We start from the raw sequence: 13732 nt of genomic DNA on the forward strand, positions 1-13732 counted from the left end.
CGCTCAGGCGGCCTCGCCCCTGGCCGGGGCTGCCTCGTCGTCCGGGAAAGCGGCGGCGAACTCCGCGGCGTGCGCGGTGAAGAAGGCCCGGAAGGTCTCCGCGCCCTCCTTCAGCGCCCGGTGCCGGGCGATGTCCGCCGCGGCCGCCTCCCGCACCAGGGCCTTCATCGACGTACCGCGTTCCTTGGCGATCTGCCGCAGGTCCGCGAGTTCGCGCTCGCTGAACTCCACGTTGAGAGCTGGCATGCCCTCACGGTACCGCGAGGGTACTCACCCGTAAATCGAGCCGGATCAGGCGCCCACTCCCCCGGTACCCAGGGCTCCTGACGGGTCGGCGAGCCCGACACCAGCAGACGCGCCGCCCTCAGATCCATCACATATGAGCACAAAAAGTGTCTTATTTCCTTCATGCATACACCTTCGCGGCGTACTCTCCTCCGCGTCCCGCTCGCTGCCGCGGGCGCGGGACTCCTGGCCGCCTGCTCCGACTCCGGTCCCCGGCCCCGTCCCGGACCGCGCGGCACGACGATGGCGGCGGGGAACTTCGTCCCGCCGGGGCCCGCGGGTTACGTGGAACCGTCGGGTCCGGAGGTCCGGGCCGCCGAGCGGCGGCGCGGCTCGGGCCGGGTGCGTATGTTCACGCTCACGGCCGGCGAGACCACGCTGGACCTGGGCGGCCGGTCCGTGCGCACCTGGGCGTACCAGGACGAGCTGCCCGGACCGCTGGTGCGGGCCACCGCCGGTGACGTGCTGAGCATCACGCTCGCCAACCGGCTGCCGGAGACCACCACCCTGCACTCGCACGGCGTCCGGCTGCGCTGCGACATGGACGGCGCGCCGGGCCTCACCCAGGAGTCCATTCCGGCCGGGATGGACTTCAACTACCGCTTCACCGTCGCCGACCCCGGCACCTATCTGCTGCACAGCCATGTCGGCATGCAGCCGGACCGGGGCCTGTACGCGCCGCTCGTGGTGGACGACCCCAGGGAGCCGCTGAAGTACGACAAGGAGTGGGTGATCGTCCTCGACGACTGGGTGGACGGTGTCGACGGCTCCACTCCGGAGAAGGTGCTGGAGCAGCTCAAGCCGGGTGGCGGCATGGCGATGATGGGCCCTGAGCGCCCGACCGCCCACCCGCACGAGCACCCGAAGTCGGCCATGCCCCACCCGCCGAAGAACACCGGCCCGGACCGCATGCTGCACGGGCCGAAGAGCGGCATCCTGGACGGGGTCGGCGGCAATGTCTCGTACCCCATCTACCTGATCAACGGGCGCAGGCCGGGCGCGCCGACCTCGTTCAAGTGCCGTCCCGGTGAGCGGGTGCGGCTGCGGATCATCAACGCGGGTTCGGACACCGCCTTCCGGGTGGCGCTCGGCGGCCACAAGCTGACGGTCACGCACACCGACGGCTACCCGGTCCAGCACCGGGAGACGGACGCCCTGCTGGTCGGCATGGCGGAGCGGTACGACGTGCTGATCACGGCCAAGGACGGGGTGTTCCCGCTGGTCGCGCTCGCCGAGGGCAAGGTCGGCCAGGCGCTGGCGGTGCTCCGCACCGACAACGGCAGAACCGTTCCTCCTGCCGACGTCAAGCTGCCCGAGCTGGACCGCGAGGTGGTCCCCGCGCGCCGTCTGCTGCCCGCCGACTCCGTCGCCCTGGACCACCGCGAGCCGGACCGCGAGATGCGTATCCGGGTCACCGGCACCATGGAGAAGTACAACTGGGGCTTCGACCACAAGCAGTACGACGTGCGCGAACGGCACGCGGTGCGCGCCGGGGAGCGGGTCCGGATGACCCTGATCAACGCCACCGACATGTGGCACCCGCTGCATCTGCACGGCCACACCTTCGCGCTGACCGGGATCGACTCGGTGGGCGCACGCAAGGACACCGCCGTGGTGCTGCCGCACCGCAAGCTGGTCATCGACTTCGACGCCGACAACCCCGGCCTGTGGATGCTGCACTGCCACAACCAGTACCACTCGGAGAGCGGCATGATGACGATCGTCGGCTACAAGAAGTGAGCCGATGACCCGCGTCCCCGGACCCGCCCCGGCGGCGGGTCAGTGGGCGCGCAGCCAGGGCCGCACCCGCTTGCGGGCCTCGTGCAGCCGGGACTTCAGGGTGCCGAGCGGGATGCCCGCGCGTTCGGCGGCCTCGGCGTAGTCCAGCCGGCACAGGTCCCGGTAGACCAGCGGCGCGACCAGGTGCGGGTGTTCGCGCTCCAGCCGGTCCAGCGCGTCCAGCAGGTCGAGCCGGGAGCCCGCGATGACGCTGGTGGTGCGCGGGTCGACGGGTTCCGGCACCTCGGCCGGCGCGGGCTGTTCGGCGGCCCGCCGCTTCAGCTCGCGGTACTTCTGCCGGCAGCAGTTGGCGACGACCGTGTACAGCCAGGTGCTGAAGCGGCTGCGCCCCTCGAACCCGCCGATGTGCCGGGCGAGCTGGAGCAGTACGTCCTGGGCGGCCTCCTCGGCGTCCTCCCGGCAGGGCAGGAAGCGCCCGCAGCGGCGCACCACCTCCGGCCGCAGCTCGGTCAGCAGCCGGTCCAGGGCCGCCCGGTCGCCCGCCGCCGCCAGGCGGGCCAGCTCCTCGGCCCTCGCCGCGTCCGGCACGTCCGCTCCCCCCTCGGAGTCGATCTCAGGGCAGGCATGATAGTCGTATGCACCCCCCGGAGCGGATCGGCCGGTACCGCCTTCAACAGCGCCTGGGCAGCGGCGCCTTCGCCACCGTGTGGCTCGCCCACGACGACGAACTCGACGCCCTGGTGGCGGTCAAGGTCCTCGCCGACAACTGGTCCCACCGCCTCGATGTGCGCGAGCGTTTCCTCTCCGAGGCGCGGCTGCTGCGCCGGGCCGGTTCCAGCCGGGTGGTGCAGGTCTACGACATCGGCGAACTGGACGACGGCAGGCCGTACTTCGTCATGGAGTACGCCGACGGCGGCACCCTCGCCGATCTGCTCGCCGACGGTCCGCTGCCGGTGCCCGAGGCTCTTGAGCTGACGGCGCTGGCCGCGCGGGGTGCCGCCGCGCTGCACGAGGCCGGGATCGTGCACCGGGACATCAAACCGACCAACCTGCTGCTGCGCACCGCCCCGGACGGCGGGCGCCGGCTGCTGCTGGCCGACCTGGGGCTGGCCAAGAGCCTCGCGCAGGCGTCGGCGCTCACCCTCGCGGCGGGTTCGGCGGGCTACCAGCCCCCGGAGCAGGCCGAGCCGGGCGCGGGCATCGACGAGCGCGCCGACGTCTACAGCCTGGGCGCGGTGGGCTACGAGCTGCTCACCGGGACCGTGCCGGGGCAGCCGGGCAAGGCGGTACCGCCCGCCCGGCTGCGGCCGGAGCTGGACGCCGGCGTGGAGCGGGCCGTGCTGCGGGCGCTGGAGCCGGACCGGGAGCGGCGCTGGCCGTCCGCGCGGGCGTTCGCGGACGAGCTGGACCGGCTGGCGGCGGGCACCGGCCAGCCGCGCTGGTCCGGCGCGGTGCGGGGCAGGCGCGCGGTCCTCGCCGGTGCGGCCGCGGTCGCCCTGGTGGCCGCCGGGGGCGCGGTGGCGCTGGTGCTGCACCGGCCCGCCGGGGGCGCTGCCGAGGCGGCGCGGGTACGGGACGCCTCCGGGCGGATCGCGGTGGAGGTGCCCGCGGGCTGGGACCGGGAGCTGCGCGACTCCGGGTGGGACCCGCGGGCGCTCGGGCTGCCGGCCGGGCGGGAACCGGGGCTGGTGGTCGCCGACGACCTGTCCCGCTGGTCCGACCTCGGCGAGCCGGTGAACGGCGTGTTCGTCGGCGTCGGCGAGGGCGATCTCACCGGCCGGGTGGACGCGCTCGCGCACTCCGGCTGCCGGGGCGCGGACCGGCGCACGTTCACGGGGCCCGGCTGGCGGGGCACGGTCCGGGTGTGGAGCGGCTGCGCGGGCGGCGGCTCGGTCACCGAGTCCGCGCTGCGCCCCTCGGACGGCGCGCGCGGCCCGCAGGTGTACGTACAGGTGCGTCAGCACGGCGACGCGGACGCCACCGACGGCATACTCCGCTCGCTGCGGGTCACCTGATCGGGGGGAACCGTCGTCCGGCGTGGCGGCGAGGCCCCGGTGAGCGGAGACTTTTGCGGGCGCGGAAGTTTTTTCCGCCACGTCCCGAACTTTTCCGCCGGACGGCGCATCGGAAGGTGTGACGGCGCATCGGGCGCCGACGGCACGCGGACCCCGTGTGCCGTGGATTTCAGGGAGGCTTACGCGACATGGCGAACTCATCCCCGGCCAGGCGGCGCGGGACCCTGCTCGTGGGCACCGCCGCCGTACTGGGCCTCCTGACCGCCTGCGGCAACGGCGACATGGGCGCGGCACCGGCGAAGACGGTGTCCGGCTCGGCGGCGCCCGCGACCGAGCCCTCCGGCGCGGGCGAGTCCACCGGCTCCCCCGACCCCGCCGACACGCCCTCCCCGGTGACGCAGAGCGGCGGTACCTCGACCCCCAGCTCCGCGCCGGACACGGTCACGAGGACCGCCAAGCCCGACACCGCGAAGAGCACCCGATGCCACACCTCCGAGCTGCGGGCCGCCGTGGGCCGCAACGATCCGGGGGCCGGGCAGGAGAACTTCCCCGTCGTCCTCACCAACAAGTCGTCCCGCACCTGCACCCTGCGCGGCTATCCGGGCGCGGCCTTCGTCAACGCCTCCGGCACCCAGCTGGGCCGCGACCCCGAGCGCACCCCCGGTTCCCCGGTGACCGTGACGCTCCGGCCCGGCCAGAGCGCGTGGGCCGGGCTGACCTTCTCCAACCCTCAGGTGAGCGGCGCGAAGTCGGAGAAGCCGGCCTCGCTGGTGGTCACCCCGCCGGACGAGCGGGACCCGCTGAAGGTGACGTGGACGGCCGGCGCGGTGCCGGTATCGGGGAACGCGTCCTCGGTCCGCCTGACCGTCTTCGCCCCCGGCTCGGGCGCCTGACCGGGCACGACGGCGCCGGGGCCCGGTCGGCCCGGCGCACCGGCGTCTGTTTTCATGAGCGGGCACATCACCACCGGTCCGGAGGATCGCCCTGAACACCCCGCTCGCCGAGGCCCTGTCGGCCGTCCTGCTCGTCGCCGTGCTCGCCTGGGCGGTCGTACGGCCCTTCGGGTGGACGGAGGCCGTGCTCGCGGTGCCCGCCGCCGGCGTCGCCCTCCTCACCGGCGCCATCTCCCTGGACCACGCCCGCGACGAGGTGGCCCGGCTGGGCCCGGTGGTGGGGTTCCTGGCCGCGGTGCTGGTGCTGGCCCACTTCTGCGATGTGGAGGGACTGTTCCGGGCGTGCGGTGCGTGGATGGCCCGCTGGTCGCGGGGGCGGCCGGTACGGCTGCTGACGGCGGTGTTCGCGCTGGCCTCGGTGATCACGGCCGTACTGAGTCTGGACGCGACGATCGTGCTGCTGACCCCGGTGGTGTTCGCCACGGCAGCCCGCTCCGGCGTCCGCCCCAAGCCGCATGTGTACGCGTGCACGCATCTGTCGAACACGGCGTCACTGCTGCTGCCGGTGTCCAATCTGACGAACCTGCTGGCGTTCGCGGCCAGCGGGCTGTCCTTCACCCGGTTCGCGGCGCTGATGGCGCTGCCGTGGCTGGCCGCGATCGGCGTGGAATACGTGGTGTTCCGGCGCTTCTTCGCCCGCGATCTGTCGGCGGCGGCGCCGACGGCCCGGGACACCGGGGAGGAGCCGTCGCTGCCGGTGTTCGCGCTGGTGACCGTGGGCTGCACGCTCGCCGGGTTCGTGGTGGCGTCGGCGTTCGGCGTCGATCCGGCGTGGGCGGCGGCCGCGGGGGCGCTGGTGCTGGCCGGGCGGGCGGTGGTACGGCGGCAGGCGACCCCGCTGTCGGTGGTGCGGGCGGCCGCGCCGCCGTTCCTGGCGTTCGTGCTGGCGCTGGGTGTGGTGGTGCGGGCGGTCGTGGACAACGGGCTCTCGGACGCGCTCGGGCAGCTGCTGCCGTCCGGGAGCGGGCTGCCCGCGCTGCTGGGGATCGCCGCGCTGGCCGCCGTACTGGCCAACCTGATCAACAACCTGCCCGCCGTGCTGGTGCTGCTGCCGCTGGCCGCGCCGGGCGGGGCGGGCGCGGTGCTGGCGGTGCTGCTGGGCGTGAACATCGGCCCCAACCTCACCTACGCCGGTTCGCTGGCCACCCTGCTGTGGCGGCGGATCGTGCACCAGCACGACGAGGGCGTGGACCTCGGGGAGTTCACCCGGCTGGGTCTGATCGCCGTGCCCTCGGCGCTGGCGGTGTCGGTGGTGGCACTGTGGGGGGCGCTGCGGATTCTCTGACGGGGTGGCGTGGACCGAGGAGGACATCGGATGCGTGCGGTCGTCTGGCTCGTCGAGGGCACCTGGCCCGCCTGTGTGGACGCCGTGCGCGTGCACGCCCCGCACGCCCGTGAGGTGGTGCTGCTGCATGTGACGGGGCCCGAGGTGCCCGGTGTGGCGCACGGCGCGTTCGCGGGGCTGATGGGGCGGGGGCGGGCCTGGGGGCAGGGTCCGGCGGAGGGCTGGGAGGCCGATCCGGGGGACCGCCTGGAGGCCCTGGGCGACGGCTCGGCGGCGGAGCTGCTGGACGCGGCCGCCGAGCGTCTGGGCCGCCCGTGCGTACGCGAGGAGCGGTCGGGGCGGCCGGAGCGCGAGGTGGTCGCGGCGGCCGAGGGAGCCGGCTTGCTGGTGCTGGCCCGCGACGGCGACCGCTCCCGTCTCGGCCCCCACAGCCTGGGCCCGGCGGCCCGCTTCACGGTCGACCACGCCCCGTGCCCGGTCCTGCTGGTCTGGCCCGAACAGACCCCCGGCCTCGGCACGATCCCCCCACCCCCGCACCACCACTGAGCCGCGTGCGGGACGGTTCAGCGGTGCCGGCCCCCGTAGCCGCCCCCGTCATGGCGTCCGCCACCCCCGCCGTCCCAGCCGCAGCGGTCCCGGTACGAGGAGCAGTTGTCGTCGTCCGTCGCGCTGGGCGTCGGACTGGCGCTGGGCGTGGGAGTGGGGGTGGGGGTAGGTGTCGGGCTCGCCGGGTGCTCGGCGGGGGCCGGCTTCGCCGGTGTGCGGCGGGCCGGGGTCTTCGTGGCTCCCTTGTCCCAGTTGACGATCTCCATCTGGGGGTCGTTCCGGGCGGTGTCCACGACCCAGCGCTGGACGGCGGTCTCGGCGCGGTTCTTCAGCACCAGCGCGCCGGAGCCGTCCGTGGCGGCCGGGGTGAGGGCCAGGTTCTGGTCCCAGCGGGGTACGAGGGTGCCCTGGAGGGTGAAGTCGTAGCGGATGAAGCGGCCGTCGCCGCCGGTGGCCGAGCAGGGGGCGAGCCGGACCGCGTAGCCGAGGCGGGAGTCCAGGCATAGGGCGGGCGCCGCGTCGCTGCGCAGCCGTCCGTCCGCCTCGTACCGCCAGCGCTGGCCGGGTGCCGAGGAGCAGGTGACGACTTCGGTCTCGACGCCCTCGACGGCGTTCTGGCCGACGATGCCCACGCAGCGCCCGGAGGCCACGTTGTGCAGCCGGCCGCGCACCGTGGGCCGGTTGCCGTCCGCGCCCGCCCAGGACGGCTGCGGCGCGGGCTTGGAGGTGCCCGGTGTCGGGGACGGGGTGGCGCCGTGGGCCGTGGCGGGGCCGTCGTCGGGGCCGAGCACGGACCACAGGACGAGGGGCAGCGCGACCAGGGCGCTCACGGTGGTGACGGCCAGCGAGAGGTTGCGCCGGCGGACACGCCGGGCCGCGCGGTGGACGGTACGGCCGCTGGGGGCCTCGTCGACTACGACGGGTGCGGCCGGGGGCGCGAAGTCCTCGCCGCCGGAGGGCAGGGGCGGCGCGGGTACGGGCGGCGGTGCGCTGTCGTCGGCGCGGGCGGCGAGGTAGGCGGCGGCGCCCCAGCCGAGCACGGCTTCGGCGAGCGCGAGGCCGAGCCCGTCGTTGAATCGGGCGAGTTGGTCGGCGGTGCGGGCGCAGTGGCCGCAGCCGTCGAGGTGGCCGCGCAGGTCCGGGTCCATGGCGAGCCCGCCGCCGCGCCGGAAGGTGACGTCCAGCATCCGCAGATAGCGCCCGCACTCGGCGTCGGGGGCCAGTTCGCGGTGGGTCTGGAGGCACTCCTCGCGCAACCGGTCGCGTGCGCGGCCGAGTTCGACGGCCGTGCTCTCCTCGTCCAGCCCCAGCAGCGCGGCGGGCACGGCGAGGGGTTCGCCCTCGACCTCGGTGTGCCAGAGCACCGCGCGGGAGGGCTGGGGCAGCCGCTGGAACGCGCGCGCCAGCAGCCGCCTGCCGGGCGCCGGGAGCAGCCGGGCGGCGGCGCGCTCCCCGCTCGCCGGGTCGGGCCGCAGCGCGGGGTGCAGGAGTTCCTGCCGGCCGTCGGTGTCCCATTCGGCGGCGATCCGCCTTACGGCGACCAGGAGTTGGGGGCGCCAGGCGGCGGACGGCCCGGCCTGGCGGAGCGACTCGCCGAAGAGCCGGGTGAACGCGGCGGTGGTCAGCATGCCCGCCGCGCGCGGTCCGTCGGCGCACAGCCGGGCGTAGGCGAAGGCGGCGGCCCAGTGCCGGTCGAGGAGTTCGCCCACGGGATGGAGCCCCGGCGTCGTTCCCGTCCACTTCATGAGTTCCGCGCTGAGTTCGCCGTCGGAGATCCCGAACGGCCTCGCGAAATCAGGGGAATCAGGGGAATTCGACGGTCCTTCGCCCTTCACGGCTCTATTCCTCCCAGAATCCACACGGAATCAGGTCCGTACCAAACGGCAGGACGGTGGGCGGGCAACCCCAACTCAAGCCGAGGCCAGCTCACTTGAGGCATACGAATCACATCGGAGCGGCCTGCGTCATGCGGTGGCCGGAAATTGCCCGCGCTGTGGCGACGCACACTTTTACACAGGGCGGCGGCACGGAACAAGGGATCTCCCGCGGTGGAACCTCCCGCCAGGAAGATCTTTGACTGATATTCAGTCGACGCAAATCGTTGCCCGGTCAAAGAAAACCGCCCGGGAATTCCCGCACTCCACGCTCCCGCCGCGAGTTGACGCCGTCGAAGTGCACCCGGTTGGATCATGCCCGTGTCGATCGGGATGAGTACAGCAGGGCCACCGGGCCGGACCGCCGTACGCGTCGCGGCCGGCGCCGCGCTGCTCGCTCTCACCGGCTGCGGCAGCGGGGCCCCGGCACCTGAGGCTCCCCGGCTGCCGCCCCGGCACGCCGGGTTCGACTACCAGATCGGGGGCGCCTACACCCCGCCCGCCGGGGTCCGTGTCGTCACCCGCGACCGCGCCGACTCCCCCGCGCCGGGCCTGTACAACGTCTGCTACGTCAACGCCTTCCAGGCCCAGCCGCAGGAGCGCGCCGACTGGCCGGCCGACCTGCTGCTGCGCGACCGCGCGGGCCGGGTCGTCGTCGACGAGGACTGGAACGAGCCCCTGCTCGACATCGGCACCCCGGCCAGACGGGAACGGGTGGCCGACCGGGTGAACCGCTGGATCGACGGCTGCGCGGACAACGGCTACGACGCCGTCGAGCCCGACAACTACGACAGCTACACCCGCTCCCGCCACCTGCTCACCCCCGCCGACGCGACCGCGTTCATGCGCCTGCTCACCCGGCACGCCCACGCCCGCCACCTGGCCGTCGGCCAGAAGAACACCCCGGAGCTGGCCGGCGAACGCGAGCGCGCCGGGCTGGACTTCGCGGTGGCCGAGGAGTGCGGCCAGTACGACGAGTGCGGGACCTACGCCCGCGCCTACGACGACCGGGTGCTGGACATCGAGTACACCGACCCGGGCCTGCGTAAAGCGGCGGCCGGGTGGGGTTCGCGGCTGAGCATCGTCCGCCGCGACCTGGACGTCTCCACACCGGGCGAGGCGGGGTACGTACGCCGGACGGGCTGACGCTTCAGGGGCGCTCCAGCAGCTCCAGCCCGTGTGTCCAGTCGAACCCGCCCCCGGCACCCGCCCCTCGCCGAAGCGCACGCCGAGACCGCGCAGCCGGATCAGGCTCTCCTGGTAGGCGGGGTGGGCGGCCAGCGCCTCGCCCACGCTGGGCAGCACCGCGACCGGCACGCCCAGCCCGAGCGCCTCGCAGAGGGTGCCGACAGCCAGGGTGTCCGCGATGCCCGCGGCCCACTTGTTGACGGTGTTGAAGGTCGCCGGGGCCACCACGACCGCGTCCGGCGGCGGGAAGGGGCGCGGGTCGGCCGGTGAGCGCCAGGCGGAGCGGACCGGGCGGCCGGTGCGGGACTCGGCGCCGGCCGCGTCGAAGAAGCCGTTCATCGCCGCCGGGGTGGCGATCACACCCACCTCCCAGCCCCGCTCCTGGGCCTCGGCGATCAGCGTGCCGACGCCGGAGGCGACACCGGCCGCGCAGACGACGACGTGGAGAAAGGGTTTCCCGGCGGGTTCGGTCACCGGGAAACCCTATAAGCGGCGGGTGGCGGGCGGGGGTCAGTCGTCGGTGACGGTGATCGCGCCGACCGGGCAGGCTCGGGCGGCCTCGCGGAGCATCGGGCTGCCCGCGCCGTCCTCGCTGCCGGGCAACAGCGTGCTGTAGCCGTCGTCGTCCTGGGTGAAGACGCTCGGCGCGGCCAGCGTGCACTGGCCCGCGCCGATGCAGAGGTCCTTGTCGATCTCGATGTCGGTGTGCATGGCGAGAAGCCTCTTACCAGGTCACGGGGAGTTCCAGCATCCCCTGGATCGTGTCGCCGGGCTTGAACGGGATCTCCTCGGCCGGAACCGCGAGGCGCAGGCCGGGCAGCCGGGCGAGCAGGGTGCCGAGGGCGATCTCCAGCTCCGCGCGCGCCAGGTTCTGGCCCAGGCACTGGTGGATGCCGAAACCGAACGCGACGTGATGACGGGCGGAGCGATTCCAGTCGAGGGCGTCGGGGTCCGCGTACACGGAGTCGTCGCGGTTGATCACCGAGGTGGAGAACATCACCCCTTCCCCGGCGCGGATGGTGACGCCGTCGATCTCGATGTCGTCGACGGCGACCCGGACCAGGCCGTCCGCGATGGACAGCATGCGCATCAGCTCCTCGACGGCGGTCGGCAGCAGTGCGGGGTCGGCGCGCAGCTCGGCCAGCCGTTCGGGGTGCTGGAGCAGGGTGTAGGTGCCGAGCGAGATCATGTTGGCGGTGGTCTCGTGCCCGGCGACCAGCAGGATGACGGCGAGCGAGACGAGTTCGCGCCGGTCCAGCGCGCCCTCGCTGAGCTGCTTGTGGACCAGGTCGTCCAGTACCCCTTCGCCCGGCTCGGGGTGGGCGGCCTTGGCGTCGATGAGACCGCCGAGGTAGGTCTCCAGTTCCTTGCGGGCGTTCTGGCTGTCCTCGGCCGTCGGCCCACGCAGCAGCTTGCGGGACTGCTCCTCGAAGAACTCGTGGTCGGCGTACGGCACCCCGAGCAGGCCGCAGATCACCATGGACGGCACCGGCAGCGCGAACGCCGACACCAGCTCGGCCGTCGGGCCCTGCTCGATCATCGCATCCAGGAGGTCGTCGACGATTTCCTGGATGACGGGGCGCAGCGCGGCGGCCCGTTTGACCGTGAACGACGGGATCATCATCCGCCGCTGGATCTGGTGCTCGGGGTCGTCCAGGCCCAGCAGGGCGACCCTGCGGTCCCGGACGCCCGCGAACCGGGCGGTGGGGATCGGGAACTCCGGGCGGCACCGGTCGCTGGACAGCCGGGGATCGGCGAGCAGCGCGCGGGCCGCGGCGTGCCCGGTGACGGCCCAGACCTCCCGGCCGTCGTACAGGGTGACGCGGGAGACCGGCCGCCCCTCGCGCAGCGGGCCGTACCCGGTGGGCGGGTGGTAAGGACAGGTGCGGTCCTGCGGGAAGGCGACGGGGTCGGCCGCCTTCGCCGGGCCGGTGGTGTCCGTAAGTTCCGTCATGGATAGACCTCGCAGACGAAGAGGTGCCTCGTACCGATCTTCATTAGATGCCCGGGGCACCTATGGGGCGACGCCAAGTTCGGCCAGATCGGCAACCCGTCGGATCTGGCCGAAGAAGCGCGTCCGCCGGAGGTGTCCGGGCACCGGAATCCGGTCGTCCGACGCACATCGGTCCTCCCAGTGTCGTCGCGTACGCCCCTTTTCGGCCACCCCCGGCCCTGGCCTGACCGAGAGATCCGGCTATTCACCCGCGTGGCCCATAGAACGCGCGGTACGGATGATTCCTGCGGCCCCCGGTGTTGCGGTGGACCGCAGGAGTGAAGCCGTCGACACGACGAAGGGGACGAAGCCATGCCTCTTGAGGGCGAGTACGAGCCGAGCCCGGAGCAATGGGTGCGCGATCAGGTCGAGCTGTACGAGAGTTCCGGCGGGAAGGAGGGGACGACGCTGCGTGACACCGGGCTGCCGGTGATCGTGCTGACCACGCGCGGCAACCGCAGCGGCAAGATCCGCAAGACGCCGCTGATGCGGGTGGAGCACGACGGGACGTACGCGGCGGTCGCGTCCGTGGGCGGCGGACCCAAGCACCCGGTCTGGTACTTCAACGTCCGGGCCGATCCCGAGGTCGAGCTCCAGGACGGGCCGGTCAAGCGGGAGATGCGGGCCCGCGAGGTCACGGGCGACGAGAAGGCGAAGTGGTGGGAGCGGGCCGTCGCGGCCTACCCGCCGTACGCCGAGTACCAGCAGAAGACCGACCGGGAGATCCCGCTCTTCGTCCTGGAGCCCGCCGACGCGAGCTGACTGGCCGCCGGGGGACGGTTCGCGCACATCCCGCGCATCGCGGGTGTGAACCGTCCCCCGGCGGGCACGCGGGGGTCAGGCCCCGCCGCGCTCCCCCGTCGCGGCGGGGCTTTCGTATGCCTCGCCGGGCGGGCGGTCGCTCGCGTCGCGGTCGGTCACGTCGAGGAAGATCTGTCCGGCGTCGGGGAACATCTCGGCGACGGACCGCTTGATGCGGACGGCGACCTCCTCGACCTCCTCGCTGTCCATGCCCGGCACCAGGTCGATCCGGGCGGCCACGAGGGCGGAGTCGATGCCGGTCTTCATCGTGAACAGGGCCTCCACGCTGTCGATCTCCGGCTGGGCCCGCAGCAGTTCCCGTATCCGGGCGGTCAGCTCCGGGTCGGCGGCCTCGCCGATGAGCTGGTCGCGGGCGTCGCGGCCGAGCCGGTAGGCGACGTAGACCAGCAGGGCGCCGATCACCATGGAGGCACAGCCCTCCCAGACTGCTTGTCCGGTCAGCATGTGCAGCGCCATGCCGATGGCGGCGAACGTCACGCCCAGCACCGCCGTGCCGTCCTCGGCGAGCACGGTGCGCAGCGCCGGGTCCTGTACGTCGCCGACGCCGCCGCCCTGCCGGTGGGCCTGGCGAACCGCCCGGAGCAGGGACAGTCCCTCGGCGACGAAGGCGACGCCGAGCACGATCAGGCCGGCGACGTAGCCGCTGAACTTCTCCTCGCTGCCGCCCTTGAGCGCCTCGAAGCCCTGGAAGAAGGAGAAGCAGCCACCCATGACGAAGATCCCGACCGCGGCGAGCAGGGACCAGAAGAACCGTTCCTTGCCGTAGCCGAAGGGGTGGCGGGCGTCCGGCGGGCGACGGCTGCGGCGCAGCGCGGCCAGCAGGAACACCTCGTTCAGGCTGTCGGCCACGGAGTGCGCGGCCTCCGACAGCAGGGCGGGCGAGCCCGCGAAGATCCCACCGACGGCCTTGGCGACCGCGATCACCAGATTCGCGGCGAGTGCCACGAGGACGGTGACGCGGGTGTGTCTGTCGGTCTTGGCGGCCTCCTGGCCGCCACTGTCGCCGGTCTTCGTGTCCGGCTGCTGTTCCG

At 73.5% G+C, this 13732-nt stretch carries 13 protein-coding genes and 1 pseudogene; 7 read left to right on the top strand and 7 right to left on the bottom strand.

What is annotated here, in order from left to right:
- Positions 1-3: 3 nt before the first annotated feature.
- Positions 4-246, bottom strand: coding sequence for a hypothetical protein (locus tag ACIGA3_RS11600; protein WP_389000448.1), 243 nt, complete (start codon positions 244-246; stop codon positions 4-6).
- Between the two features lie 162 nt (positions 247-408).
- Here ACIGA3_RS11600 and ACIGA3_RS11605 point away from each other — a divergent pair, with 162 nt between their 5' ends.
- Entirely contained in the window at positions 409-2025 is a 1617-nt protein-coding gene (locus ACIGA3_RS11605; RefSeq protein ID WP_399713312.1) for a multicopper oxidase family protein, read from the top strand.
- 39 nt (positions 2026-2064) lie between these two features.
- On the opposite strand, the gene ACIGA3_RS11610 is transcribed toward ACIGA3_RS11605, so the two are convergent.
- On the bottom strand, positions 2065-2613 hold the full coding sequence (locus ACIGA3_RS11610) for an RNA polymerase sigma factor (RefSeq protein WP_399713314.1): 549 nt from the start codon (positions 2611-2613) through the stop codon (positions 2065-2067).
- A 47-nt stretch (positions 2614-2660) separates the two neighbouring features.
- Here ACIGA3_RS11610 and ACIGA3_RS11615 point away from each other — a divergent pair, with 47 nt between their 5' ends.
- The 4 genes from ACIGA3_RS11615 (at position 2661) to ACIGA3_RS11630 (ending at position 6824) form a co-directional block, all read left to right on the top strand.
- A complete protein-coding gene (locus ACIGA3_RS11615) occupies positions 2661-4040 on the top strand; it encodes a serine/threonine-protein kinase (protein WP_399713316.1) in 1380 nt (459 codons plus the stop codon).
- Positions 4041-4228: 188 nt separating this feature from the next.
- Positions 4229-4933, top strand: coding sequence for a DUF4232 domain-containing protein (locus ACIGA3_RS11620; protein WP_399713317.1), 705 nt, complete (start codon positions 4229-4231; stop codon positions 4931-4933).
- 91 nt (positions 4934-5024) lie between these two features.
- Positions 5025-6278 carry an arsenic transporter gene (locus tag ACIGA3_RS11625; RefSeq protein WP_399714001.1) on the top strand — a complete coding sequence of 418 codons (1254 nt, stop codon included), beginning with the start codon at positions 5025-5027 and terminating at the stop codon, positions 6276-6278.
- Positions 6279-6308: 30 nt separating this feature from the next.
- Positions 6309-6824 (top strand): universal stress protein, encoded by a 516-nt coding sequence (locus ACIGA3_RS11630; protein ID WP_399713320.1) that lies wholly within the window; start codon positions 6309-6311, stop codon positions 6822-6824.
- Positions 6825-6841: 17 nt separating this feature from the next.
- Here the strand turns inward: ACIGA3_RS11630 and ACIGA3_RS11635 are convergent, their stop codons facing one another.
- Positions 6842-8569 (bottom strand): ricin-type beta-trefoil lectin domain protein, encoded by a 1728-nt coding sequence (locus ACIGA3_RS11635; protein ID WP_399713322.1) that lies wholly within the window; start codon positions 8567-8569, stop codon positions 6842-6844.
- 462 nt (positions 8570-9031) lie between these two features.
- On the opposite strand from ACIGA3_RS11635, the gene ACIGA3_RS11640 reads away from it, so the two are divergent.
- Positions 9032-9844, top strand: coding sequence for an endo alpha-1,4 polygalactosaminidase (locus ACIGA3_RS11640; RefSeq protein WP_399714003.1), 813 nt, complete (start codon positions 9032-9034; stop codon positions 9842-9844).
- 24 nt (positions 9845-9868) lie between these two features.
- On the opposite strand, the pseudogene ACIGA3_RS11645 reads toward ACIGA3_RS11640, so the two are convergent.
- The 3 genes and pseudogenes from ACIGA3_RS11645 to ACIGA3_RS11655 form a co-directional block, all read right to left on the bottom strand.
- Positions 9869-10360 (bottom strand): annotated as a pseudogene (locus tag ACIGA3_RS11645) (flavoprotein); the annotation flags it as partial.
- A gap of 36 nt (positions 10361-10396) precedes the next feature.
- On the bottom strand, positions 10397-10597 hold the full coding sequence (locus tag ACIGA3_RS11650; protein ID WP_399713325.1) for a ferredoxin: 201 nt from the start codon (positions 10595-10597) through the stop codon (positions 10397-10399).
- A gap of 13 nt (positions 10598-10610) precedes the next feature.
- A complete protein-coding gene (locus tag ACIGA3_RS11655; RefSeq protein ID WP_399713327.1) occupies positions 10611-11840 on the bottom strand; it encodes a cytochrome P450 in 1230 nt (409 codons plus the stop codon).
- A 351-nt stretch (positions 11841-12191) separates the two neighbouring features.
- On the opposite strand from ACIGA3_RS11655, the gene ACIGA3_RS11660 reads away from it, so the two are divergent.
- Positions 12192-12641, top strand: coding sequence for a nitroreductase family deazaflavin-dependent oxidoreductase (locus ACIGA3_RS11660; protein WP_399713329.1), 450 nt, complete (start codon positions 12192-12194; stop codon positions 12639-12641).
- A gap of 75 nt (positions 12642-12716) precedes the next feature.
- On the opposite strand, the gene ACIGA3_RS11665 is transcribed toward ACIGA3_RS11660, so the two are convergent.
- Positions 12717-13646: a cation diffusion facilitator family transporter gene (locus tag ACIGA3_RS11665; protein WP_399714005.1), complete on the bottom strand. Its 930-nt coding sequence runs from the start codon at positions 13644-13646 to the stop codon at positions 12717-12719.
- Positions 13647-13732 lie beyond the last annotated feature (86 nt).

This window comes from Streptomyces sp. NPDC085596 (assembly GCF_044541565.1).
Classification (GTDB): Bacteria; Actinomycetota; Actinomycetes; order Streptomycetales; family Streptomycetaceae; genus Streptomyces.

Excerpts from the sequence above, each read along its gene's own strand:
- ACIGA3_RS11600 (WP_389000448.1), bottom strand. The coding sequence starts at position 246 with ATGCCAGCTCTCAACGTGGAGTTCAGCGAGCGCGAACTCGCGGACCTG.
- ACIGA3_RS11620 (WP_399713317.1), top strand. The coding sequence starts at position 4,229 with ATGGCGAACTCATCCCCGGCCAGGCGGCGCGGGACCCTGCTCGTGGGC.
- ACIGA3_RS11635 (WP_399713322.1), bottom strand. The coding sequence starts at position 8,569 with ATGAAGTGGACGGGAACGACGCCGGGGCTCCATCCCGTGGGCGAACTC.
- ACIGA3_RS11650 (WP_399713325.1), bottom strand. The coding sequence starts at position 10,597 with ATGCACACCGACATCGAGATCGACAAGGACCTCTGCATCGGCGCGGGC.
- ACIGA3_RS11660 (WP_399713329.1), top strand. The coding sequence starts at position 12,192 with ATGCCTCTTGAGGGCGAGTACGAGCCGAGCCCGGAGCAATGGGTGCGC.
- ACIGA3_RS11605 (WP_399713312.1), top strand. The coding sequence starts at position 409 with ATGCATACACCTTCGCGGCGTACTCTCCTCCGCGTCCCGCTCGCTGCC.
- ACIGA3_RS11640 (WP_399714003.1), top strand. The coding sequence starts at position 9,032 with ATGAGTACAGCAGGGCCACCGGGCCGGACCGCCGTACGCGTCGCGGCC.
- ACIGA3_RS11615 (WP_399713316.1), top strand. The coding sequence starts at position 2,661 with ATGCACCCCCCGGAGCGGATCGGCCGGTACCGCCTTCAACAGCGCCTG.
- ACIGA3_RS11630 (WP_399713320.1), top strand. The coding sequence starts at position 6,309 with ATGCGTGCGGTCGTCTGGCTCGTCGAGGGCACCTGGCCCGCCTGTGTG.
- ACIGA3_RS11655 (WP_399713327.1), bottom strand. The coding sequence starts at position 11,840 with ATGACGGAACTTACGGACACCACCGGCCCGGCGAAGGCGGCCGACCCC.